Annotated in this window: 22 protein-coding genes; 8 read left to right on the top strand and 14 right to left on the bottom strand. The window is 71.4% G+C overall.

The window, feature by feature from the left end; translation table 11 throughout:
* Positions 1-40 precede the first annotated feature (40 nt).
* From ABZW17_RS02090 to ABZW17_RS02075, 4 genes are all read left to right on the top strand, one after another.
* Positions 41-1000, top strand: a complete 960-nt coding sequence (locus ABZW17_RS02090; protein ID WP_354808723.1) for a hypothetical protein — start codon at positions 41-43, stop codon at positions 998-1000.
* A 34-nt stretch (positions 1001-1034) separates the two neighbouring features.
* Positions 1035-1472, top strand: coding sequence for a MarR family transcriptional regulator (locus ABZW17_RS02085; protein WP_354808721.1), 438 nt, complete (start codon positions 1035-1037; stop codon positions 1470-1472).
* Positions 1473-1536: 64 nt separating this feature from the next.
* Entirely contained in the window at positions 1537-2838 is a 1302-nt protein-coding gene (locus tag ABZW17_RS02080) for an MFS transporter (RefSeq protein WP_354809288.1), read from the top strand.
* A 42-nt stretch (positions 2839-2880) separates the two neighbouring features.
* Positions 2881-5187 (top strand): FdhF/YdeP family oxidoreductase, encoded by a 2307-nt coding sequence (locus tag ABZW17_RS02075; RefSeq protein WP_354808719.1) that lies wholly within the window; start codon positions 2881-2883, stop codon positions 5185-5187.
* Here ABZW17_RS02075 and ABZW17_RS02070 read toward each other — a convergent pair.
* The 5 genes from ABZW17_RS02070 to ABZW17_RS02050 all read right to left on the bottom strand — a co-directional run bounded on the left by ABZW17_RS02070 (position 5178) and on the right by ABZW17_RS02050 (position 9711).
* Positions 5178-5687 carry a hypothetical protein gene (locus ABZW17_RS02070; RefSeq protein ID WP_354808717.1) on the bottom strand — a complete coding sequence of 170 codons (510 nt, stop codon included), beginning with the start codon at positions 5685-5687 and terminating at the stop codon, positions 5178-5180. The two genes, ABZW17_RS02075 and ABZW17_RS02070, sit on opposite strands and share 10 nt — an antisense overlap.
* Before the next feature lie 336 nt (positions 5688-6023).
* Positions 6024-7436 (bottom strand): LCP family protein, encoded by a 1413-nt coding sequence (locus tag ABZW17_RS02065; protein ID WP_354808715.1) that lies wholly within the window; start codon positions 7434-7436, stop codon positions 6024-6026.
* A gap of 48 nt (positions 7437-7484) precedes the next feature.
* Entirely contained in the window at positions 7485-8237 is a 753-nt protein-coding gene (locus ABZW17_RS02060) for an SDR family oxidoreductase (RefSeq protein WP_354808713.1), read from the bottom strand.
* Positions 8234-8362, bottom strand: a complete 129-nt coding sequence (locus tag ABZW17_RS02055) for a hypothetical protein (RefSeq protein WP_354808711.1) — start codon at positions 8360-8362, stop codon at positions 8234-8236. The genes ABZW17_RS02060 and ABZW17_RS02055 overlap by 4 nt, the downstream gene beginning before the upstream one ends.
* A complete protein-coding gene (locus tag ABZW17_RS02050; RefSeq protein ID WP_354808709.1) occupies positions 8362-9711 on the bottom strand; it encodes an OFA family MFS transporter in 1350 nt (449 codons plus the stop codon). Before ABZW17_RS02050 ends, ABZW17_RS02055 begins: the two co-directional genes overlap by 1 nt.
* A 102-nt stretch (positions 9712-9813) precedes the next feature.
* On the opposite strand from ABZW17_RS02050, the gene fdhD reads away from it, so the two are divergent.
* Positions 9814-10638, top strand: coding sequence for a formate dehydrogenase accessory sulfurtransferase FdhD (fdhD, locus tag ABZW17_RS02045; RefSeq protein WP_354808708.1), 825 nt, complete (start codon positions 9814-9816; stop codon positions 10636-10638).
* Here fdhD and ABZW17_RS02040 read toward each other — a convergent pair.
* On the bottom strand, positions 10635-12074 hold the full coding sequence (locus ABZW17_RS02040; protein WP_354808706.1) for a carotenoid oxygenase family protein: 1440 nt from the start codon (positions 12072-12074) through the stop codon (positions 10635-10637). The genes fdhD and ABZW17_RS02040 overlap by 4 nt on opposite strands.
* A gap of 70 nt (positions 12075-12144) precedes the next feature.
* Between ABZW17_RS02040 and ABZW17_RS02035 the strand changes: the two genes are divergently transcribed.
* Together ABZW17_RS02035 and ABZW17_RS02030 are read left to right on the top strand one after the other, a co-directional pair.
* Complete coding sequence (locus tag ABZW17_RS02035) at positions 12145-12852, top strand: TetR/AcrR family transcriptional regulator (RefSeq protein WP_354808704.1); 708 nt, start codon at positions 12145-12147, stop codon at positions 12850-12852.
* Between the two features lie 79 nt (positions 12853-12931).
* Positions 12932-13885: an alpha/beta hydrolase-fold protein gene (locus ABZW17_RS02030; protein ID WP_354808702.1), complete on the top strand. Its 954-nt coding sequence runs from the start codon at positions 12932-12934 to the stop codon at positions 13883-13885.
* Positions 13886-13942: 57 nt separating this feature from the next.
* Here ABZW17_RS02030 and ABZW17_RS02025 read toward each other — a convergent pair whose 3' ends face one another.
* From ABZW17_RS02025 to ABZW17_RS01995, 7 genes are all read right to left on the bottom strand, one after another.
* Positions 13943-14863, bottom strand: coding sequence for a sensor histidine kinase (locus ABZW17_RS02025; protein WP_354808700.1), 921 nt, complete (start codon positions 14861-14863; stop codon positions 13943-13945).
* Positions 14864-14917: 54 nt separating this feature from the next.
* Positions 14918-15325, bottom strand: a complete 408-nt coding sequence (locus tag ABZW17_RS02020) for a hypothetical protein (protein WP_354808698.1) — start codon at positions 15323-15325, stop codon at positions 14918-14920.
* Positions 15326-15375: 50 nt separating this feature from the next.
* Positions 15376-16671, bottom strand: coding sequence for an ATP-dependent Clp protease ATP-binding subunit ClpX (gene clpX, locus ABZW17_RS02015; protein ID WP_004562779.1), 1296 nt, complete (start codon positions 16669-16671; stop codon positions 15376-15378).
* Positions 16672-16903: 232 nt separating this feature from the next.
* A complete protein-coding gene (locus tag ABZW17_RS02010; protein WP_354808696.1) occupies positions 16904-17557 on the bottom strand; it encodes an ATP-dependent Clp protease proteolytic subunit in 654 nt (217 codons plus the stop codon).
* Positions 17558-17582: 25 nt separating this feature from the next.
* A complete protein-coding gene (locus ABZW17_RS02005) occupies positions 17583-18188 on the bottom strand; it encodes an ATP-dependent Clp protease proteolytic subunit (protein ID WP_013228512.1) in 606 nt (201 codons plus the stop codon).
* Positions 18189-18326: 138 nt separating this feature from the next.
* The gene (gene tig / locus ABZW17_RS02000; protein WP_354808694.1) at positions 18327-19706 is read right to left on the bottom strand and encodes a trigger factor; all 1380 of its coding nucleotides are present in this window, start codon (positions 19704-19706) and stop codon (positions 18327-18329) included.
* A 128-nt stretch (positions 19707-19834) separates the two neighbouring features.
* Positions 19835-20425 (bottom strand): TetR family transcriptional regulator, encoded by a 591-nt coding sequence (locus ABZW17_RS01995; protein WP_354808692.1) that lies wholly within the window; start codon positions 20423-20425, stop codon positions 19835-19837.
* Between the two features lie 138 nt (positions 20426-20563).
* Between ABZW17_RS01995 and ABZW17_RS01990 the strand changes: the two genes are divergently transcribed.
* Positions 20564-22660 carry a fatty acid desaturase gene (locus tag ABZW17_RS01990; RefSeq protein WP_354808690.1) on the top strand — a complete coding sequence of 699 codons (2097 nt, stop codon included), beginning with the start codon at positions 20564-20566 and terminating at the stop codon, positions 22658-22660.
* A 17-nt stretch (positions 22661-22677) separates the two neighbouring features.
* Here ABZW17_RS01990 and ABZW17_RS01985 read toward each other — a convergent pair whose 3' ends face one another.
* Positions 22678-23229: a hypothetical protein gene (locus ABZW17_RS01985; RefSeq protein WP_354808688.1), complete on the bottom strand. Its 552-nt coding sequence runs from the start codon at positions 23227-23229 to the stop codon at positions 22678-22680.
* Positions 23230-23343: the final 114 nt, after the last annotated feature.

Genomic DNA, 23343 nt, shown 5'->3' with positions numbered 1-23343 from the left:
CCGCGGTCGATGACCAAGCGTCGACCCAGGGGGAACGGACGTGGACGAAAACCCGGAACCGATGGATCCGGAGTGGCGCCGGCACGCGCGGACCGACGCCTGGCTGGACCCGAAGCAGGCCCGCAAGCGGCGGACCGGCTCACGGCGGCGCTGGTGGGGGTTCGCGGCGTTCCTGGTGATCCTGGCCGTGACGACCACGCTGGTCGTGCTGGCCGGGCGCCGGTCGGCCCACGACGCCCTGCCGCCGGACCCGACGTGGGTGCCGGCCATCGCCCCGGTCGACCTGGCCCACCCGTTCGCGCACACCCCCGCCGACACGTGGCGCACCGGCCTCGACGGCATCACCTCGCCCGCCGCCGCCGACATCGGCTCCTTCAAGGCCGACGCGGTCGCGGCCGCCTACGCGAAGGTCCGGCAGGTCATCGCGGCCGCGCGGCTGGACCCGGCGGTGCTCTACCGGCACGATCCGCAGGCCTTCCTCGCCCTGTTCGCCCTGGACGCCCGCCCGGCCATCAGCGAGGCCCTGGCGCGGAAGCCGTCGAAGGACGGCCGGGCCGACGTGTCGAGCTACCTCACCCGGATCGCCGACGGTCACCGCCTGCTCGGCCAGGGCCCGCGGTCGTCCGGCACCCTGACCGCGCGGCCGGGCGAGGGGCCGAACCAGCTGGTCGTCGACGCGCAGTTCGCCATCGCCTACGCCTTCGGCACCGCGCACCCCGAGCAGCTGAGCGGCCCGCGCGACATCGTCACCTTCCTGCGGGTCGACGAAAGCTACCTGGTCCGCCGCGACACCGGGATGTTCTACAGCAACGGCCTGTGGCCGTTCCACGGCGAGAGCGCGCTGTCGTCGGCCGGCTGCGCCGCGGCCGAAGACGGCTTCCTGGCCCCCGGCTACACGAACCCGGAAACCGACGGCCCGGGCCTCGGCGACCGGGACGCCCCGGGCTACTACGACCCGAAGTACCCGGTCCCGGCCCTCGACGGCTGCCCGGCCCGGTAATGCACAGCCAGGACTGCACAGTTAGACTGTGTACATGGGCGAAGTACCTCCGCACGTGGCCGAGAGCGCGGGCTGGATCCGCGGGGTCGTCGGGCAGCTGCACCGCCGGCTGCGGCACGTCGACAACGCCGGGATCCTGACGCCGTCGCAGTCCGCCGTGCTGCACCGGCTCCACCGGGAAGGCCCGGCCACGCAGGGCGAGCTCGCCGCGGCCGAGCACGTGCGGCAGCAGTCGATGGCCGCCACCCTCGGCGTCCTCGACGAGCTCGGCCACCTCGCCCGCACGCCCGATCCGGCCGACCGGCGGCGCGTGGTGATCAGCCTCTCCGACGCCGGCCGCGACACCGTGCGCGGGATCCAGCAGCACCGCGACGAATGGCTGGCCCAGGCCCTGCTGGACGAGCTGTCCCCCGCCGAGCTCGACACCGTCACGCGCGCGCTGCCGCTGCTGCAGCGCGTCGCCGAACACTGAAGGAGTGCCCACGAGCACCGTCACCGCCCCCGCCAAGTTCGGCGCCCGCCTGGTCACCCCGCTGGTGGCCGGCGCGGTGCTCAACCCGATCAACTCCACTCTCATCGCCGTCGCTCTCGTGCCGATCGGGCAGAGCTTCGGCGCCGGCCCCGGCCAGACCGCCTGGCTCATCTCCGCGCTCTACCTGGCCACCGCGGTCGGGCAGCCGGTGGTGGGGCTGCTGGTGGACCGCCACGGCGCCCGCCGCGTCCTGCTCGGCGGCGCGAGCCTGGTGATCGTCGCCGGGATCGCGGGCATGATCCCGGTCTCCGTCGGCTGGCTGACCGGCGTGCGGGTCGTGCTCGGCCTGGGCACGTGCGCCGGGTTCCCGGCCGCGATGGCCGTGCTGCGCCACCACGCCGAGGCCCACGGCCAGGGCGTGCCCGCCCGCGTGCTGTCGGTGCTGTCGATGTCCGCGCAGACGGTGATGGTGATCGGCCCGACGCTGGGCGGGGTGCTGATCGGCCTCTTCGGCTGGCCGGCGATCTTCGCGGTGAACATCCCGCTCGCCGGGCTGTCGCTGGTGCTGGCGCTGCTGTGGGTGCCGAAGGACGAACGCGGCGAGCGCACCGCCACCCGGATCGACGTGCTCGGCATCGCGCTGTTCTCCGCGACGCTGCTCGCGCTCCTGTTCTTCCTGATGGACCCCGGCTCCGGCGGCTGGCTGCTCGCCGTCGCCGCCGCCTTCGGAACCGCGTTCACCCTCGTCGAGCTGCGGCGCGACACGCCCTTCCTGGACCTGCGGATGCTCGCGGCCAACCGCGCGATCCTGCGGACCTACCTCCGGCAGGCGCTCAGCTTCATGGCCATCTACGCGATCATGTTCGGCTACGTCCAGTGGCTGGAGACCACGCGGCAGCTGTCCGAGGAGGCCGCCGGGCTGATGCTGCTGCCGATGTCGGGCACCGCCGTCTGCGCCGCGGCCTTCTCCGGCCGCGCGTCCGGGATCAAGGCCCGGCTGGTCACCGTCGCGGTGGCCCTGGCCGGCGGCTCGGCCCTGTTGCTGCTCGTCCACGACGGCACGGGGGTCGGCGCGCTGCTCGCCCTGGCCGCGTTGTTCGGCCTCGCCCAGGGCCTGACCAGCGTCGCGAACCAGACGACGCTCTACCGCGAGGCGCCCGCGGAGCAGATGGGCACCGCGAGCGGGCTGTTCCGCACGGCCCAGTACCTCGGCGCGATCGTGGCCTCGACGCTCATCGCCCTGTGTTACGGCCCGCACGCGGACTCCGCGGGCCTGCACCGGCTGGCGGTCGCGCTCGTGGTCATCAGCGGGCTGCTGCTCGTCGTCACCGTCGCCGACCGGGGGCTGCGCGCGGAAAAGGCGTGACCCTCGTGGCGGTGCTCGATCATCGAGGCGCACGATGAAGGCATGACCCGTGAAGCGCCGGCGCAGGACGTGGACGAAACCCGCCTCGAGGTGGGCAAGCCGAAGGGGTGGGCGGCCGGGATACCCGGTGTTGCCGTGTCGCTCGCGCGCAGCGTCGAACAGATGGGCACCGGCCGGACGATCAAGGCGCTGCGGCTGCTGAACCAGCGTGAGGGCTTCGACTGCCCGGGCTGCGCCTGGCCGGAGCCCCGCGAGGTCGACGGCGAGAAGCGCAAGCTGGCCGAGTTCTGCGAGAACGGCGCCAAGGCCGTGGCCGAGGAGGCCACGAAACGGCGGGTGGACCGCGAGTTCTTCGCGAAGCACCCCATCGACGAGCTGAAGACCAAGACCGACTACTGGCTGGGCCAGCAGGGCCGGGTCACCGAGCCGTTCGTGCTGCGCGCGGGCGCCACGCACTACGAGCCGATCTCCTGGGACGACGCGTTCGAGCTGGTCGCGGGCGAACTGAAGGCGCTGACCGACCCGAACGAGGCCGTCTTCTACACCTCCGGCCGCACCAGCAACGAGGCCGCGTTCCTCTACCAGCTGCTCGTGCGTTCCTTCGGGACCAACAACCTTCCCGACTGCAGCAACATGTGTCACGAGTCGTCGGGCGCGGCGCTGTCGGCCACCACCGGCGTCGGCAAGGGCTCGGTGAGCCTGGCCGACATCCACAAGGCCGATCTCATCGTCGTCGTCGGGCAGAACCCGGGCACCAACCACCCGCGGATGCTCTCGGCGCTCGAGGAGGCCAAGGGCAACGGCGCGAAGATCATCGCCGTCAACCCGCTGCCCGAGGCCGGGCTGATGCGGTTCAAGAACCCGCAGAACGTCCGCGGGGTCGTCGGGCAGGGGACGCCGCTGGCCGACGAGTTCGCCCAGATCCGCCTCGGCGGTGACCTGGCGCTGTTCCAGGCCGTCGGGCACCTGCTGCTGACCTGGGACGCCGAAGCGCCGGGCACGATCGTCGACCGCGAGTTCGTCGACCGGGTCACCGACGGCTTCGACGACTACGCCAAGCACCTGTCCGAAGTCGACTGGGCCGCGGTCGAGCGCGCGACCGGCCTGCCGCGCGAGCAGATCGAGCGGGTCGCGCGGATGATCGCGACGTCCGAGCGCACGATCTACTGCTGGGCGATGGGGCTCACCCAGCACAAGCACGCGGTGCCGACGATCTCCGAAATCGCGAACCTGGCCCTGGTGCGCGGCATGATCGGCAAGCCGGGCGCCGGCCTGTGCCCGGTGCGCGGGCACTCGAACGTCCAGGGCGACCGGACCATGGGCATCTGGGAGAAGATGCCGCAGTCCTTCCTGGACGCACTGGCCGCCGAGTTCGGCATCGACGTCCCGCGCGAGCACGGCTTCGACACCGTGGACGCGATCCGGGCCATGCGCGACGGCCGCGGCAAGGTGTTCTTCGCCGTCGGCGGCAACTTCGCGTCGGCCACGCCGGACTCGGAACTGACCGAGAAGGCGCTGAGCTCGTGCTCGCTGACCGTGCACGTGTCGACGAAGCTGAACCGGTCGCACGTCGTGCACGGCACCACGGCCCTGATCCTGCCGACGCTCGGGCGGACCGAGCGGGACGTCCAGGCGGGCGGCGAGCAGTTCGTCACCGTCGAGGACTCGATGTCGCAGGTGCACACCTCGCGCGGCCGCCTGAAGCCTGCCAGCGAGCACCTGCTGTCCGAGGTCGCGATCCTCTGCCGGCTGGCCGAGAAGCTGTTCGGGGCCGGTCACGCCGTGCCGTGGCGGACCTTCGAGACCGACTACGACCTGGTCCGCGACCGGATCTCGCGGGTCGTGCCAGGCTGCCAGGACTACAACCGCCGCGTCCGCGAGCCGGACGGCTTCGTGCTGCCGCACGCCCCGCGCGACTCCCGCGAGTTCACCGGCACCGCCAACGGCAAGGGCAACTTCACCGTCTCGGACCTGGAGTACCCGCAGGCGCCCGAAGGCCGGCTGCTGCTGCAGACCCTGCGCAGCCACGACCAGTACAACACCACGATCTACGGCCTGTCGGACCGCTACCGCGGCATCGAGAACGCCCGCCGGGTCGTGCTGGTGCACCCGGACGACCTGGCCGAGCTCGGTCTCGCCGACGGCACCGTGGTCGACCTGGTCTCCGAGTGGCGCGACGGCGACCGGCGCGCACCGGCGTTCCGGATCGTGGCGTACCCGACCGCCCGCGGCTGCGCGGCGGCGTACTTCCCCGAGGCGAACGCGCTGGTGCCGCTGGACTCGGTGGCGGACAAGTCGAACACCCCGGTGTCGAAGGCGATCGTGGTGCGGCTCGAAGCTCAGCCCTGAAAGTTCCGCTGCAGGGTGCCGGTCATGTCCGTCATCGCGGCCTGGACGTTGTCCAGCGTCGCGGGCGTGATCAGCGCGGCCTCGGTGCCGCCGTCGGCGATGGCCACGCCCAGCACGACGTTCCCGGTGCGCACGGCGGCCCACTGCTCGGCGACCCCGGCCTCGTCCCCGACCCCGGTGACGAGCCGGACGCCGGAGTGGTCGCCGAGCGCGTCGGTCATCAGCTGGCTCGCCTTCGTGGCGCTCTGGTCGGGGCCGGCGTCGGTGAACCGCACCACCGCGATCGTCACGACCCGGTAGTCCTGCGGGTTGGCCTTCCCGCCGCCGAGGTCGCGGGCGAACACGCGCTTGCAGCCGGTGACGTCGGTGCCGTCGCCGGGCTGGTCCTCCGGGATGACCTTGGTTTCGGCGGTCTTCAGCGCGGTGGCCGGGATCTCGACGGTCCCGGGCGCGAGCTGCGCCTGAAAGTTCGCGCCGGGCAGCCGGCAGGCGTCGATCACGCCGGGGTAGTGGACCGAAGCGGACGCCGACTGGCATCCGGCACAAAGCACGGCGAGGACCGGCAAGATCCATCGGCCGCGGGCGACGCTGCTGCGCATAAATCCCGGACTTTCCGTATTCCCTGAAATTGACTTTCCGACCAGCTCACCGATCGGGTGAACTTTTCGGGCCGTCACGTGGTCCTGCCCGCCGACGGTCACCGCACCCTGCCTCACCAGTGCGGCAGCGTCAAGACCAGTCGCCGGAGTGGTCCGCCGTGGTCCGGCGGCCGGCGGGGCGGGGGAATTCCGGGAACATTTCAGAGAATCCGTCGAAATCCGGTTGCCCGGTGTCGATCAGAAAACGCAGACGACCCCGTCCGAAGTGATCGTTTCGTCCCCGCCGGGCGCGCCGCCGCCCCCGGTCGCGCCGGGGCCGGAGTAGACCGTCCCGAGGACGACCTCGACGTGCCCGGCCGGGACCGCCGCCGACTCCTGCGTCGCCAGCCCGCCGAGCAGTTTCGCCACTTCGGCGCCGCGCTCGGCGAGGTCGGGGCCGAACCGCACCACCGACGTCCGCCGGCTCGCGGTGTTGCCGGTCGGGCCCGGGGTGAACCCCTTGTCCTTCAGGACACCCGCCACGCGGGCCGCGAGTCCCTCCTTCGGGCTCGCGTTGGTGACGTCGACGGTGACCGGCGCGCCCGGCGGGCGGGACGGCGCCGGCGGCGGGGTCCCGATCAGGCTCGCCGCGAAGGCCTTCACCGCGGCCGGGTCGACCTGCACCGCCGTCAAGCGGGGGTCGGTCTTGCTGTAGCGGTAGTCGACGTTCCCGACCGGGATCGTCCCGAACTGGATCCCGCCGCCGCTGACCCCGCGCATCTGGGCGACGAAGTCGAGGAGGTTCCACGAGGCGTCCAGCACCACCGAGCGCTTCACCGCGTCGATGAGGTCCGAGAGCTTCCCCGGGTCGGCCAGCGTGCCCGCCGACAGCACCTGCCGCGCCAGCCCGGCGAGGAACACCTGCTGCCGCCGGACGCGCGCGAGGTCGGTGCCCGGGAGGCCGTCCCGCTGCCGGACGAAGGCGAGCGCGTCGGCACCGGCGATGCGTTGCCGCCCGGCCGGGAAGTCCGCGCCCGAGTTCTTGTCCTTGGTGGCTTCCTTGAGGCAGACGTCGACCCCGCCGACGGCCTTGCTGATCTCGTAGAAGCTGAGCAGGTTGACCTCGGCGAAGTGGTCGATCCTGATTCCGGTGAGGTCTTCGACGGCCTGCCGCGTGGCTCGCCGCCCGGCCGTCAGGGCGCCCTGCTCGATCTTGGCCTTGTCGGTCTCGCCCGCGTTGCGCAGCCGCCGCGCCTCCGCGGCCTTCCCGCGCCCGAAGGCGGCGTTGATCTTGTCCTTGCCGCCGCCCGGCATCGACACGTAGCTGTCCCGCGGGATGGAGAAGGCCTTGACCTCCTTGGTGCCGTTCGGGATGCGCAGCACGATCAGGGTGTCGGTGAGGTCATCGCCGTTGGCCCCGACCCGCAGCTCCCGCAGCACGTCGGGCGGAAGCGGCTTGCCCTGCTGGTCGGCACGGGAGTCCCGGCCGACGAGCAGGATGTCGAGCGAGCCGTCGGCCGGCTGCTCACCCGGCGGCGTCCCCCCGTCGGCGTCGATGACGCTGTCCCGCGTCACCTCGTCGAGGGCGTGAAAGTTGGCGTAGCCGTAAGCCGTACCGCCGAAGACGACCAGGGCCAGCCCGGCGACGGCGATCTTCCCCAAGACATGCACGCCCCCTCGACGCCCGAGGGCGGCGATCCGCTGCACGCGTGACGGGTGTCACATGCGCAGGTGCGAGGCCCCGTTGAGGTCGAGGATCGCGCCGGAGGCCCAGGTCGCCTCGGCGGACGCCAGGTACACCACCGCCGCGGCGACCTCCTCGGGCGTGCCGACCCGGCCGAACGGGCTCTGCCCGCGCAGGGCGTCGTCGATCCGGTCCGCCACGCGCTCGGTGGCGGTGAAGCCGGGCGCCACCGACGTGACGGAGATCCCGTGGGGCGCCAGCGAGACGGCGAGCGACTGGCCGAACGCGTGCAACGCGGCCTTGCTCGCTCCGTACGCGGGGTGGTCCGGCTCGCCCTTGAAGGCCCCGCGCGACCCGATGTTGACGATCCGGCCGGGCGTGCCCCGCCCGATCAGGTGCCGGGCGACGCAGTAGCTGAGGTTGGCCGCCCCCACGAGGTTGACGTCGACGGTGCGCCGCCAGATCCGCTGCCAGTCCGCATAGGACACCGCGGGGACCGGGTGCGCGGTTTCCGGCGACGTGGCGACCGCGGCGTTGTTGACCAGCACGTCGACCCCGCCGAGCCCGGCCTCGGCCGCGTCGGCGATACGCCGCGCGGCTTCGGGATCGGCGAGGTCGCCGGGGATCAGCAGGTGCCCCTCGCCGGGCAGCGCCCGCAGCGTCGCCTCGGCGTCGGCGACGCGCTGTCCATAGTGGACGGCCACCCGGTCGCCGCGCGCCGCGAACGCCGTGGCCACGGCACGCCCGATGCCGCGGGACGCGCCGGTGACCAGGACTCCGCGGCTCACCCGAACAGCTGCACCAGCTTCAGGAACAGCTGGTAGACCCCGTACCCGAACGGGATCACCACCCACGCCCAGGCCAGCACGATCAGCGGCACCCGGCCCGGTTTCGTCGTCGTCGGCTCGCTCATCACGCCTCACTCCTGACACCCTCGCGGACCGGCTCGTGGAACTTCTCCTTGACCGGCCGCACCAGTTCGTTCGCCACGAACCCGACCACCAGCAGCCCGATCATGATGTAGAACGACGTCGTGTACAGCTCCGGCCCCGACTTCCCCGCCGCCTTCTCGCTGTCGGCGATGCGGTTGACGATCAGCGGCCCGAGCACGCCGGCCACCGACCACGCCGTGAGCAGCCGGCCGTGGATCGCGCCCACCTGGTAGGTGCCGAAGAGGTCCTTGAGGTAGGCCGGGACCGTCGCGAACCCGCCGCCGTAGAACGACAGGATCACCATCGCGCACAGGATGAACACGAGCTTCGACGAGTTCTGCGTCAGCGCGATCACCAGGTACAGCAGCGCGCCGACGCCGAGGTAGGTGCGGTAGATGTTCTTGCGCCCCACCAGGTCCGAAGTGGACGACCAGACGAACCGGCCGAGCATGTTGCACAGCGACAGCAGCGCGACGAACCCGGCCGCCGCGGCCGTGCCGACCGGCGTCGAGGTGGTCTTGAAGAAGTCGACGATCATCGGGGAAGCCTTTTCCAGGATCCCGATGCCCGCGGTCACGTTGAAGCACAGGACCACCCACAGGCACCAGAACTGGGGCGTCCTGATCGCGTTGGCGGCCGAGACGTTCGCCGTGCTGATCATCGCCTTGCCGTGGTCGGTCTTCGGCTCCCAGCCGGCCGGCTTCCAGTCGTCGGCCGGAACCCGCACCAGCAGCCAGCCCATCGACATGAACACCGCGTAGACGAGGCCGTGGATCAGGAACGCCGTCGCGATGGTGCCCGTCGTCGGGGAGGTGCCGAGCATCGACGACGACCACGGCGAGGCGATCAGCGCGCCGCCGCCGAAGCCCATGATCGCGATGCCGGTGGCCATGCCCGGCCGGTCCGGGAACCACTTGATCAGCGTCGAGACCGGCGAGATGTAGCCGATCCCGAGCCCGACCCCGCCGATGCCGCCGTAGCCGACCACGACCAGCCAGAACTGCCCGGTCGCCACGCCGAGCGCGGAAACGAGGAATCCGCTGGCGAAGCAGCACATCGACACGAACATCGCCCAGCGCGGGCCGTTGCGCTCGACGAGGGTGCCGCCGAACGCGGCGGACAGCCCGAGCATGACGATGCCGAGCTGGAACGGCAGCGAACTCTGCGTGCCGTTGAGGTGCAGCGTCTTCTCGAGCGGGGTCTTGAAGACGCTCCACGCGTAGGCCTGCCCGATCGACAGGTGCACCGACAGGGCCGCCGGCGGCACCAGCCAGCGCGTCCAGCCGGCGGGTGCCACGATCCGGGATCGGTCCAGGAAGCCGAGAGCCATCGGTTCCCTCCGTACTCTGGGGGTGATGGAGGGAATGTATTACCAAATACCCGGTGTTGCACCATACGAGTGTCAAACTTCCGGGCAGGGAAAGGTGTGCCGATGGGCAGGGTGACCGTGCGCAGGCCGGTGCGGCGGATCTCCGCGGCCGGGGACCGGCGCCGTCCCGACGCGCTCGCGGCCGAAGAACCCCTGGAGCTGCGGGTCGGCGGCCGGGCCCTGGCGGTCACCATGCGCACCCCCGGCCACGACGTCGAGCTGGCCCACGGCTTCCTGCTGTCCGAAGGCGTGATCGGCGGCCGCGAGGACATCGCCGTCGCCCGGTACTGCGACGGCGTCGACGACCAGGGCCGCAACACCTACAACGTGCTGGACATCGCGCTGGCCGACGGCGTGCCGCCGCCGGACACCGGTGTCGAGCGGAACTTCTACACCACCTCTTCGTGTGGTGTCTGCGGCAAGGCCGCCCTCGACGCGGTCAAGCTCCGCACCCGCTTCTCCCCCGCCGGAGCCGCCTTCGCGGTGAAGAGCGAAACCCTGTCGGGCCTGCCGGACGCGCTGCGCGCCCGGCAGAAGGTCTTCGCCAGCACCGGCGGCCTCCACGCGGCGGCGCTGTTCACCCCGGACGGCGGGATCGACGTCGTCCGCGAGGACGTCGGCCGGCACAACGCGGTCGACAAGGTCCTCGGCTGGGCGGTCCTCGAAGGCCGGGTGCCGGCGCCCGGGCACGGTCTGCTGGTGTCCGGGCGCGCTTCGTTCGAACTGGTGCAGAAGGCCGCGATGGCCGGAATCGGGCTGCTCGCGGCGGTCTCCGCGCCGTCGTCGCTGGCGGTGGAGCTGGCCGAGGAGAACGGCATGACGCTCATCGGCTTCCTGCGCGGCGACTCGATGAACCTCTACACCGGCGACCACCGCGTCCTGACCTAGGCCGAGGCGACCCAGTTGCCGTGGAAGCCGTGGGGCACGCGGTCGGGCAGGTGGACCGCCGCCACCGTCTCCAGCGTGCCCGCGTCCAGGATGGTCAGGTCGCTGCTCTGCGTCGCGGGGTCGAACACGAAGCCCATCAGGACGCCGTCGTCCTCGGCCGCGTCGTCGTGGCAGGGCACGAACACGAACTCGCCGGGCTGACGGCCCGCGCCGAACGCGCGCTCGGCCCGGGTGCCGGTCCGGAAGTCGTGCTTGTACAGCGAGCCGCCGGGCTGCGCGCCGCCGTCGGCGGACATCGCGTAGCCGTAGCGGTGGCGGCGGCCGACCAGGCGCTCGTCGACGCGCGGGAACTCCTGGCCGCGGTCGTCGAGCCGTTCCTCCAGGACCTTGCCCGCGGTCAGGTCGACGGTCCAGCGGTCCAGCGTCGGGCCGCCTTCGTCCGGGCCGTGCAGCTCGGTGTCGAACATCTTCGGGTGGCGGACGACGTCGAGCACGATGCTGTCGCCGTCGTCGTAGGCGTTGAGCGGGTGGAACACGTAGCACGGCTCGACCTCGAACCAGCGGACGTCGGCGGCGCCGCCTTCGCGGGGCATCACCCCGATCCGGGCCGGGTACTTCGGGTTCCAGCGGTAGGGCAGGCCGCCGTTCGCGCCGATCTTGCGGGCCATCATCGCGGTCACCGGGTCCGGCACGCGCACCTTGCCGACCATGGCCGACACGACCAGCTTGGCCGGCGTGCGCAGCACCCCGGGCACGCTCGCGGCGACCGCCCGCTCGGCGTCGAACGTCACCGGCAGGTCGTAGAAGACGACGTGCCGCTCGGTCAGCGAGAAGTCGTGCATCATCGGCGACCCGGTGACCCCGACGTCGACCATGCGGCGGACGCGGCCGTCCGCGCCGATCACCGAGTACTGGACCTGGTGGCCCATGCCGAAGAAGTACGAGACGGCGTGCAGCTCGCCGGTGCGCGGGTCGCGCTTGGGGTGGGCGGTGTAGCCGCCGGGCAGCGTGCCGTCGAAGTCGCAGCGGCCGACGGTGTCGAGCTCGTCGGTCAGCTCGTAGATCGGCGCACCCGCCTCGACCAGGGCGAGCGTCTTGCCCGCGTGGCCGATGACGCTGGTGTTGGCGCCGAGCGCGTCCAGCCCGCAGAACCGGCTCGCGTCTTCGCCGTTCAGCGCCGCGGCGACGGCGGGGTTGCGGATCCACCGGTTGCGGTACCACTCGGCCTTCCCGTCGCGCAGGCGCACGCCGTGGACCATGCCGTCGCCCATGAACCAGTGGTAGGCCGCCGGGTCCACCTCGGACAGCGGGTTGGGGCCGTTGCGCAGGTAGCGGCCGTCGAGGAAGTCCGGGATCGCACCCGTGACGGCGAGCTCGGTGATCGTGTGCTCCCGGCTGACCGGGGCGAAGTTTCCTTCGAGGAACTTGTTGCCCATGTGACCCCTCCACGGTTTCATAACTCGGTTATGTAACCAGGTATAACAGGGTTATGGGATACTGGCAAGCATGAGCCCGAAACCGCGCGCGACCGACGTCAAGGCCCGGCTCGTCGAGGCCGCCATCCGGCTGCTGGACGAAAGCGGTCCCGAAGCCCTGCAGGCCCGCAAGCTGGCGGCGGAGGTCGGCGTCTCGACGATGGCGGTGTACACGCACTTCGGCGGCATGGCCGCGCTGGTCGACGAGGTGGCGCGGGCCGGGTTCGTGCGGCTGTCGGAGTGGCTGGCCCAGGTCGGCGAGACCGACGACCCGGTCGCGGACATCTTCAGTCTGGCCCGCACCTACCGGCAGGCGGTCGCCGAGCAGCCGCAGCTGTTCGCGGTGACGTTCGGCCAGTCCGCGCCCGGCGGCAAGCGGGCGACGCTGTCCGACCTGACCACCGAGGAAGGCCGAGAGGCCGCGCAGGAGGGGCTGGAGGCGTTCGCCCCCATCGTCCGGGCGACCGAGCGGGCGATCCGGGCCGGCCGGTTCCGGCCCGCGGACGAGTACCAGGCCGCCGCCCAGCTGTGGAGCGCGCTGCACGGCTTCGTCACGCTGGAGGCGTCCGGCCACTTCGGCCCCGCCGAACAGGGCATAGACCACATTTTGCTCCCCCTCGGGATCACCATGGCGGTGGGTCTCGGGGACACTGTGGACCGGGCCCGGGGCTCGGCCGAAGCGGCGAAGGCGGCTTGGCGAGCGAGAACCGGAAACGCCGGGCAGGGTGGTAACGATTGACCCGGTGAACAGGGGCGCGAGGGAACGTGGAGCGGCTGCGCGGCGTCTCTGAATACGGGGGCAGGGGGATGGAGACAGGGTGAACGAGCAAAACGAGGCCGCGGAGCCGGCCGGGACGGTCGCCGAGGCGGTCCAGGGCGCCCGGCGGTGGCTGAGCCGCCGTTCGGTGCTGATCGCGGGCGCGTCCGGGCTGGCCGTGACCGGGCTGGCCGTCGGCACGGCGACCGGCAAGCTGCCGTTCAGCCCGGCCCTGCAGCGGACGCTCGGCGTGACGTCGTCGAACCCGACGACCCAGCTGGGCAGCACCCGCGTCGAGCGCGTCTATTCCGCCGCGCGCGGCCGGATGGTCGACCTCGTGTTCGTCCTGCCGTCGAAGACCCCGCCGAAGGGGCTGCCGATGTCGCTGATGCTGCACGGCCTGCACGGCAACGCCCGCAGCGCGGTCCCGACCGGCACGCTCAAGCAACTGGCCAGCGACGTCGCCCGCAAGGCAGTCCCGGCGTTCGGCTTCGTGGCCGTCGACGGCGGCGACAACTACTGGCACGAGGTCCACCCCGGCGACGACCCGATGGCGATGCTGCTGGAGGAGGTCCCGCAGTGGCTGCGGGCCCGCGGCTTCGCCGGGCCGTCCGGGCAGCCGTTCGCCTGCACGGGCGTGTCGATGGGCGGGTTCGGCGCGCTGGTGTACACGCGCCGCCGGGTCGAGCGGCGCCAGCCGCCGGCCGCCGTCGCGACGCTGGCCCCGGCGCTGATCACGTCGTGGCCGGAGATGGCCAAGCGGCACATCTTCACCGGCATCCAGGACTGGACGGCGCTGGACCCGCTGCGTCACATCGACGAGACCAAGGACGTGGCCAACGGCATCTGGTGCGGCACGGAGGACTCGTTCATCACGGGCGTCCGCCGCTACATCGACGCGGCCCACCCGGCGGTCGCCCACACCGCCCACGGCAAGCACGGCGACCCGTTCAACCGCACGGTGGTGCCCAGCCTGATCAGCTTCCTCGGCAAGCACGTCCCCCGCGCCGACTGACCCAGCCCTCGTGAGTGTTTAGTCGGGTTCTAACCCTACTTACCACTCACGAGCGGGTCAGCGGGTGAAGTGGATGCGGGTGGTCGTGCGGCCCGGGATCCAGTACGTGCGGACCAGGTCGGCCAGGCGGTTGACCAGCAGCAGGCCGCGGCCGCCCAGGGTGGTCGCCGGTGGCGGGATGCGGCCGGCCAGTGGCTCGGCGATCGTGCCGGCGTCGCTCACCTCGCCGATCACCTGGCCCGGGTCCGCCCACAGCCGCAGGATGCCGGTGCCGCCGCCGTAGAGCACGCTGTTGGTGGTCAGCTCGGCGATCGCCAGGGCGAAGTCGTCGCGGCGAGGCCGGCGCAGGCCGTGCCGCGCGGCCCAGATCTCCGCGAACCCGCGCAGCGACGCCAGCTGCCCCAGGTCGAACCCGCGCTCGACCGCGCGCGGTGGCGGCTCGAGCGGGTGGGTGAAGTCCGCGCGCACGCCGTCGGGGTCGAACCGCGGGCTGACGAACGGCCCGGCCAGGCCCCACAGCTCCGGGTGCGTCCGCTCGGCGTCGGCCAGCACCGGCGGCGGCAGCTGCCCGACGTCGTACGGGCAGAGCACCGCCAGGTCACGTCCCGCGAAGGCGGTGTTGATCAGGGCTTCGTGCACGACGCACGCCGGGTACTCCGAGTCCGAGCGGCCCGCCCAGATCGGCTCGCCCACGATCCGCACCGGGCCCGGGTGCGCGGCGGCGAACGCGTGCAGCACCGAAGGCAGGATCGCGCCGGGATTGCGGCCCGCCCGCTGCATGTCGATGAACCGGACTTCGTTCGCCCGGTCTTGCAGGGCCTTCTCGATCAGCAGCAGGCTGCGCCCAGGGACGGCGACGGCCGCGGGCTCACCGCGGTCAAGACCTTCGAGCAGAAACGGAATGACACCGTCCAGGTACTCCGTGTCACCGCGGTAGAAGAGTGCGGGATGCCGGAACGGCCTGAGGGCACCTACCACGAAACTGGCTTACCCCACGGCCACCGGACTCAAACCCTGCGTACGTCGGGGTTTTCACTCCACCCAGCGGCCGACCACGGAGATCAGCCAGAACCCGGCCAGGGTCGCGAGGGCGAACAACAGGATCCAGTTGACCAGCTGACGCCGGGCGGTGACGCCGCGGGCCTGCCGCAGCGCGAACCCCCCGACGACGAACAACGGCACCGGGATCAGCGGCAACGGCGACAGCCGGGCCACCACGGCCACGACGCAGGTCCCGGTGAACACCGCCAGCATGCCCATGAGCACGCGGTTCAGCCACGGGTACCGGTCGAAGACGGACGCGATCACGCGTTCGCTCAGCTCGCGGAACCCGAGGACGGGCCCGGCGGCGGGCTCGACGGGCACCGGGGCCGGCGGCGGCGGCGCCTGCACGCCACCACCGGGAGCGGCCCCGGAACCCGGGAGGGAATCAGCAGTCATTCAGCTTTCCTGTCGGGTCTCCGAGCCGGGCGGCCCGGAGACGCCCGGCGTCAGGCCGACTTCTCGCCGCGCTCGCTGCGCGCGCGCCGCGTCGGCTGCCGGGCGACGATCGTCGGGTTCACGTTCTCCCGGACGGTCTGCTCGGTGATGACCACCTTCGCCACGTCGTCGCGGCTCGGGATGTCGTACATCACCGGCTGGAGCACTTCTTCCATGATGGCCCGCAGGCCACGGGCCCCGGTGCCCCGCAGGACCGCCTGGTCGGCGATGGCCTCGAGCGCGGTCTTGGTGAACTCGAGCTCGACGTTGTCCATCTCGAAGAGCTTCTTGTACTGCTTCACCAGGGCGTTGCGCGGCTGGGTCAGGATGTTGACCAGCGAGTCCTTGTCCAGGTGGTTCACCGTCGCCACGACCGGGAGACGGCCGATGAACTCCGGGATCAGCCCGAACTTGATCAGGTCCTCGGGCATGGTGTCGGAGAAGACGTCGCTCTCCTCGATCTCGGACTTCGTGCGGATCTCCGCACCGAAGCCGAGGCCGCGCTTGCCGACCCGCTCGTTGATGATCTTCTCCAGCCCGGCGAACGCGCCGGCCACGATGAACAGCACGTTCGTCGTGTCGATCTGGATGAACTCCTGGTGCGGGTGCTTGCGGCCGCCCTGCGGCGGGACCGAGGCGGTGGTGCCTTCGAGGATCTTCAGCAGCGCCTGCTGCACGCCCTCGCCCGAGACGTCCCGGGTGATCGACGGGTTCTCGCTCTTGCGGGCGATCTTGTCGACCTCGTCGATGTAGATGATCCCGGTCTCGGCCCGCTTGACGTCGTAGTCCGCCGCCTGGATGAGCTTGAGCAGGATGTTCTCGACGTCCTCGCCGACGTAACCCGCTTCGGTCAGCGCCGTGGCGTCCGCGATGGCGAACGGCACGTTCAGCAGCTTCGCGAGCGTCTGGGCGAGGTAGGTCTTGCCGCACCCGGTGGGACCGAGCATCAGGATGTTGGACTTGGCGAGCTCGACCGACTCCTCCTTGGAGTCCTTCGGCCCGGCCTTGTCGTCCGCCTGGATCCGCTTGTAGTGGTTGTAGACCGCTACCGCGAGGGTCCGCTTGGCGTCTTCCTGCCCGATGATGTACTGCTCGAGGAACTCGTGGATGTCGGCGGGCTTGGGCAGCTCGTCGAGCTTGACGTCGCCGGCCTCGGCCAGCTCCTCCTCGATGATCTCATTGCAGAGGTCGATGCACTCATCGCAGATGTAGACCCCGGGGCCGGCAATGAGCTTCTTCACCTGCTTCTGGCTCTTCCCGCAGAAAGAACACTTCAGCAGGTCTCCGCCGTCACCGATCCGTGCCATGGCCGTTGACCTCGTCCCCTCCGGCGCGGGTTTCCGCGCCTGACGTGTGTTGCGACGGTGCGACCCGGCCGGTCACGCCGGACCGGGTGCGAGCCTCACGCATTGCCACTGACGGTACCCGTCCGATGCCGCGGGCGGGAACACCCACGAGCTCCGGCAGCACGTCAGAGGACGACCCTAAACCAGGATGCCGGTGTGTGTCGTCTTCTCGACACACACCGGCCTGGCGGATCTACAGAGCCGACGCCTTACGGTACGGCAGCACCTCGTCGATGATGCCGTACGCCTTGGCCTCCTCGGCGGTCAGGATCTTGTCCCGCTCGATGTCGGTCTTGATCTGTTCCGGGTCCTTGTTCGTGTGCTTGGCCAGGATGACCTCCATCTGGCGCCGCACCCGCTGGATCTCGTTCGCCTGGATCTCCAGGTCGGAGACCTGCCCGTAGGTGCCCTCGGTGGCCGGCTGGTGGATCAGCACGCGCGAGTTCGGCAGCGCGTAGCGCTTGCCCGGCGTGCCGGCCGACAGCAGCACCGCGGCGGCCGAGGCGGCCTGGCCGAGGCAGTACGTCTGGATGTCCGGGCGGACGAACTGCATCGTGTCGTAGATCGCCATCAGCGAGGTGAACGAGCCACCCGGCGAGTTGATGTAGATCAGGATGTCGCGGTCCGGGTCCTCGTGCTCGAGGTGCAGCAGCTGGGCCATCACGTCGTTGGCCGACGCGTCGTCCACCTGCACGCCGAGGAAGATGACCCGCTCTTCGTACAGCTTGTTGTACGGGTTCGACTCCTTGACGCCGTAGCTGGTGCGCTCGACGTAGGACGGCAGGATGTACCGCGACTGGGGGATGTTCGGGGCCCGGAAGTCACCCGGGAGCCTGAAGTTGCTCATCGAAAGTCTCCTTGGTGCTTCGGGCTCAGCGAGAGCCCGGCCGGGCGATGTCCGCGGTGAGGACGTGGTCCACGAACCCGTAGTCCTTCGCCTCCTGCGCGGTGAACCAGCGGTCGCGGTCGCCGTCCTTGATGATCTGCTCGACCGTCTGGCCGGTCTGGTCCGCGGTGATCTGCGCCAGCTCGCGCTTCCACTTGTTGAACAGGTCCGCCTGGATCGCGATGTCCGACGCCGTGCCGCCGACACCGGCCGACGGCTGGTGCATCAGGATGCGCGCGTGCGGCAGCGCGTAGCGCTTGCCGGGCGTACCCGAGGAGAGCAGGAACTGCCCCATCGAGGCCGCCATGCCCATCGCGTAGGTCGCGACGTCCGGGCGGATCAGCTGCATGGTGTCGTAGATGGCGAACCCGGCGGTGACCGATCCACCCGGCGAGTTGATGTAGAAGCGGATGTCGGATTCGGCGTCGTCGGCGTCGAGCAGCAACAGCTGCGCGGTGATCCGGTTGGCGATCTCGTCGTTGACCTCGGAACCGAGGACGACGATGCGCTCCTGGAGCAACCGCTCGAACACCGAGTCGGTGAGGGTGAGCCCTGCGGTGCCGGTCCGCGCCTCGGGCGTGTGCTGCGTCACGTCTGCCTGCCTTTTCGCCGGCGGCGGCCCGGTGCTGACGGCCGCCGCTGTCGTTTCAGATGCTTGAGATCTTGTATCCGACCCTAACGAACTCGGGCGGTGCAGAATGCCTGACACCGCCCAAGTTCGCTCACAGCTTCACTCCGCCGGAGTCTTCGCCGCCTCGTCGGTGACCTGCGTCTCCTCGGTTGCCGGCTCGTCGCTGCCGAACAGCTCCGAAAGGTCGACCTCGGCACCCGAACCGTCGGTCACGGTGGTCTTGCGGACCACCGAGGCGAGGGCCTTGCCGCGGCGCACGTCGGCGTAGATCGCGGTCAGCTGGCCGGACTGCTGGGCGCGCTGGACGTACTCGTCCGGGCTGATCCCGAAGCGCTGGGCCTGGTAGATGATCCGCTCGGTGAGCTCGCCGTCGTTGACCGACACCTCGTCGCGGTCGGCGATGGTGTCCAGCAGCAGCTGCGTGCGGACCGCCTTCTCCGACTCGGTGCGGGTCTCCGCGTCGAACTCCTCGAGCGTGCGGCCCTCGGCCTCGAGGGCCTTCGCGAACTGGGCCTCGTCGTGGTCGAACGGGTGGATCGCGTCGTGCTTGCGGTTCTCGATCTCGGCGTCGAGGACCTTCTCCGGGATCGGCACCTCGGTGCGCTCCAGGAGCTCGTCGAGCACCTTGTCGCGGGCCTGGACGCCCTGCTGCATCTTCTTGACGCGGCCGAGCCGCTCGCGCAGGTCGTTCTTGAGCTCTTCGATCGTGTCGAACTCGCTGGCCATCTGGGCGAACTCGTCGTCGGCCTCGGGCAGCTCGCGCGACTTGACCGACTGGACGGTCACGGTCACCTCGGCGTCCTTGCCGGCGTGCTCCCCGGCGACGAGCTGGGTGGTGAACGTCTTGGTCTCGCCGGCGTTCGCGCCGACGATCGCCTCGTCGATGCCGTCGACGAGCTGGCCGGAGCCGATCTCGTAGGACAGCCCGGTGGTGCTCGCCTCTTCGACGGTCTCGCCGTCGACGGTGGCGGACAGGTCGATCGAGACGAAGTCGCCGGTCTCGGCCGGGCGCTCGACGCCGGTCAGCGTGCCGAAGCGGGCGCGCAGCTCGTCGAGCTGCTCGTCGACCTCCGCGTCGGTCAGCTCGACGTCGTCGACGGTGATCGTGAAGCCGTCCAGGTCGGGCAGCTCGATCTCCGGGCGCACGTCGACCTCGGCGGTGAACTCGAGGACGTCGCGGTCTTCGAGCTTGGTCACGTCGAACTCGGGGTTGCCGAGCGTGCGGACCTCGTTGGCCCGGACGGCCTCGATGTACTTGGCCGGGATGGCCTCGTTGACGACCTCGTCGAGCACCGGGCCGCGCCCGATCCGGCTTTCCAGGACGCGAGCGGGCGCCTTGCCGGGCCGGAAGCCCGGGATGCGCACCTGCTGGGCGATCTTGCGGTAGGCGCGGTCGAAGTTCGGCTTGAGCTCGTCGAACGGCACCTCGACATTGATCTTGACTCGCGTCGGGCTCAGCTGCTCGACGGTGCTCTTCAAGGTCTTCTCCTCGAGCGGTAACGATTGTGTAGGACAATCCTGCGGAAATGGCCCCGGCCAACCTGCGGCCGGGACGTCCGAGTCTAGGCCAGTGGCCTTCGCGACCGGGCCGGGGGCCACCTGCGAGGTCAGGCGCCCAGCATCCGGCCGATCACCCAGCGCATCTGGCCGCTCGCGTGCGCCACCGAGCCGCTGGGCTGCACCAGGTGGGAGAGCAGCAGCCGGACGACCGCCTCGACCGCGACCGTCCACTCCGACGGGGTCAGCCCGGCCTCCGGGTAGACCCGCGCGAACACGGCCGCCACGGTGTCGACCGAGCGCGCCAGCACGCCCTCGGGCCGGGTGGTCAGCAGCGGGAGGAAGTCGTCGCGGCCGCCCTGCGGGCAGCCGAGCGCGATCAGCAGCAGCGGGTTGACGCGGGCGGCTTCGAGGGTCTCCCGGAACGCGGCGGTGACGCCGTCGACCGCGCGGCCGGGGTGGGCGGCGGCGACCTCGGTCACGCGCTCGGCGAACCGTTCGGTTTCCCGCAGCAGCAACGCCTCGGCCAGCTCGGCCTTCGACCCGAGTTCGTTGTAGACGGTCTGCCTGCTGACGCCGACGTGCGCGGCCAGCTTGCCCATCGTCACCGCGGCCCAGCCCTCGCCGGCGATGAGGACGGTGGCCGCGTCCAGCAGCCGGTCCCGGGTGCGCGCGGGGGCGGGAGGGGTGACGGCCTTCACAAGGGCAGCTTACCCACCGCTTGCGTTCGGCTGGCCCAGACCTTTTTTCGAAGCCTGGCACGACGTTTACAAACGACGACGGGTTGTCTACGGTGACTCCCGCCTCGCCAGGAGCTTCTCGACCGAGGAGACCGCTCGATGCCCGTCGTCGATACCCCGCCGCGCGGCTCCCTGACGTCCGGCTCGCCGCCGTCGCCGCCCGGCCGCCGCCCGGTGCCTTCGCCGCGGATCCCGTTGCCGCGCCTGTCGGTCCCGACGCTCCTGCTGTTCGCCGGCGGCGTCGCGCTGTGGGTCACCGCGACCTGGCTGCTGCTGGCCGGGATCGCGCCGCCGGTGTTCACCGTGCCGCTGCACGCGATCGTCACCTTCACGATGTTCACCGTGGTGCACGAATCGGCCCACCACGCCGCAGGGAAGCTGACATGGGTCAACGAGCTGCTCGGCCGGCTGGCGATGCCGTTCGTCGCCGCGTACGCCGCGTTTCCGCTGCTGCGGTTCGTCCACAGTGAACACCACCGCAACACGAACGCGGACTCGCACACCGACCCGGATGCGTGGACGTCACAGGGATCCTGGTGGTCGCTGCCGTTCCGCTGGCTCACCATCGACCTCTGGTACGCGCACTTCTACACCTCCCGCGCGCGCAGCCGGCCCGCCCCGGAGCGGGCGGAGACGATCGTGCTGCTGTCGCTGGCGTCCGTCGCCGCCGCGGTCCTGATCGCCTGCGGCCACGGCCCCGAACTGCTGCTGGGGTACGTGCTGCCGCAGCGGATCGGGCTGGCCGTGCTCGCGTGGTGGTTCGACTGGCTGCCCCACCACGGCCTGCCCGCGGCGAAACCGCGGGACAAGTTCGGCACCACCCGGGTGCGAGTGGGGCTGGAGTGGCTGATGACGCCGATGATGCTGTTCCAGAACTACCACCTGGTGCACCACCTGCACCCCGCCGTGCCGTTCTACCGCTACCTGCGGGCGTGGCGGGACAACCGGGACGCCTACCTGGCCCGCGACGTCCCGATCATCACGGCGTGGGGCCGCGAGCTGACCCCGGCGGAGTACCGCGCGTGGCGGCGGCTGGCCGACGGGCTCGGCGACGACGAACCCGGCCCCGAACCGCCGCCCCTCGGGCCGAGCCGGTTCCACCGGCTGCGGGTGCGCGAGGTCCGGCCGCTGACCGCGGACGCCGTCGCGATCACCTTCGACGTCCCGCCGGCCCTGGCGCCGGAGTTCCGCTTCACCGCCGGCCAGCACGTGGCCGTTCAGGCGGTCATCGACGGCCACCCGGTGCGGCGGACGTACTCGATCTGCGCGCCGGCGGGCTCGGGCGAGCTGCGGATCGCGGTGAAGCGGCGCGCGGGCGGTGCGTTCTCCGGCTACGCGACCACGACACTGGCCGCGGGCGACCACCTCGACGTGCTGCCGCCGTCGGGCGCGTTCACGCTCGTCCCGGACCCGGCGCGGGCCGCGCACCACGTCGCGCTGGCGGCGGGCAGCGGGATCACGCCGGTGCTGTCCATCCTGGTCAGCACGCTCACCGCGGAGCCGCACAGCCGGGCGACGCTGCTGTACGTCAACACCTCGGGCGCGACGACGCTGTTCGCGCCGGAACTGAGCGCGCTCGCCGAGGGTTTCGGCGGGCGGCTGCACGTCGTCCACTACCGCACCGACGAGCGCGACCCGGACCTGCACGCGCACCGGCCCCGGCACTTCGACGCGGTCGGCGAGGCGCTCGCCATCTCGCACGAGCGCTACCAGCGCGGGCGCCTCGACGGCACGCGGCTGCGCGCGCTGCTGCAGAACCGGCTGCACCCGGCGAAGGTCGACGAGTGGTTCCTGTGCGGCCCGCGCGGCCTGCTGGACATGGCCCGCCGCACGCTGGCCGACGCGGACGTCCCCGAGGAGAACGTCCACTTCGAACTGTTCCGCGGCGCGGCACCCCCGGCCGACCCGGCGGGCGCGGCGGCGACGGTGGCGGTGACCCTCGGCGGCGCGACGACGAGCGTGCCGGCGGAGGCCGGCGAAACGGTGCTGGACGCGGCCCTGCGGGCGGGTTTCGAGGTCCCGTACTCGTGCACCGGCGGTGCGTGCGGCACGTGCCGGGCGACGCTGCTGCACGGCCAGGTCGACATGGACGTCCGCTACGCGCTGACGGAAGACGACGTCGCGGCGAACCGGATCCTGACCTGCCGCTCGCGGGCGACGGCCCCGGAGGTCGCGGTCGACTACGACCGCCGCTGACCTCCGGGGCCGCCGAGTCAGCCGGTCCGGGCCGGAGCGCCGGTGGGCGGGGTGCCCTGGCCCTGCTGTCCCTGGGGCCCGGACTCGCCGTCGGTCACCGACGTCGCCGTGGCCGTGCTGCCGGACTCCGTGGCCACCACCGTGACCGTGTCGCCCGTGGCCAGTCCGGTCGCCTGGGCCGACGTGATCGTGTACGTCTTCGAGAAGCCGTCGTCGCTCTTGGCGGTCAGGGAGGTCGCGCTCAGCGCCGTCACCTCGCCCGTCTGCGTGACCTTCGTGACGTAGCCGCCGTTGCCGTCCGACGTCACGTACTCGCCGTGCAGGGCCCCGGCCAGGCCGCCGCCCGGCATGCCGCCGGGACCGCCCGTCGTCCCGCCCGGGCCGGCCTGCGCGTCGGTGGACGCCGACGACGAAGCGGCCCAGATCGCCGCTCCCCCGCCGGCCACGATCACCGCCGCGACGGCGCCCGCCGCGACCTTCCTGCCCGGCGACCAAGCCGGCTTCGGGGCCTGGGCGGGTGCCGCACCCCACGTCTGGTCCGGAGTGGACGGTGCCTGCGGTGTGGTCATGGTTTCGCTCCTCGTTCTTCGGGTGCCCTCCACGGTGGAGCCGCCGGCTGTGCACCGACTGTGCCCGCCGTCAGCCGTTCCTGTGACCGGAGGAACCGGACATCCCGTCACGGG

It is taken from the genome of Amycolatopsis sp. NPDC004625, from assembly GCF_040609695.1.
Lineage (GTDB): Bacteria > Actinomycetota > Actinomycetes > Mycobacteriales > Pseudonocardiaceae > Amycolatopsis.
The sequence above is the reverse complement of the archived record's forward strand: the minus strand, read 5'-3'. Positions and strand labels throughout refer to the sequence as shown.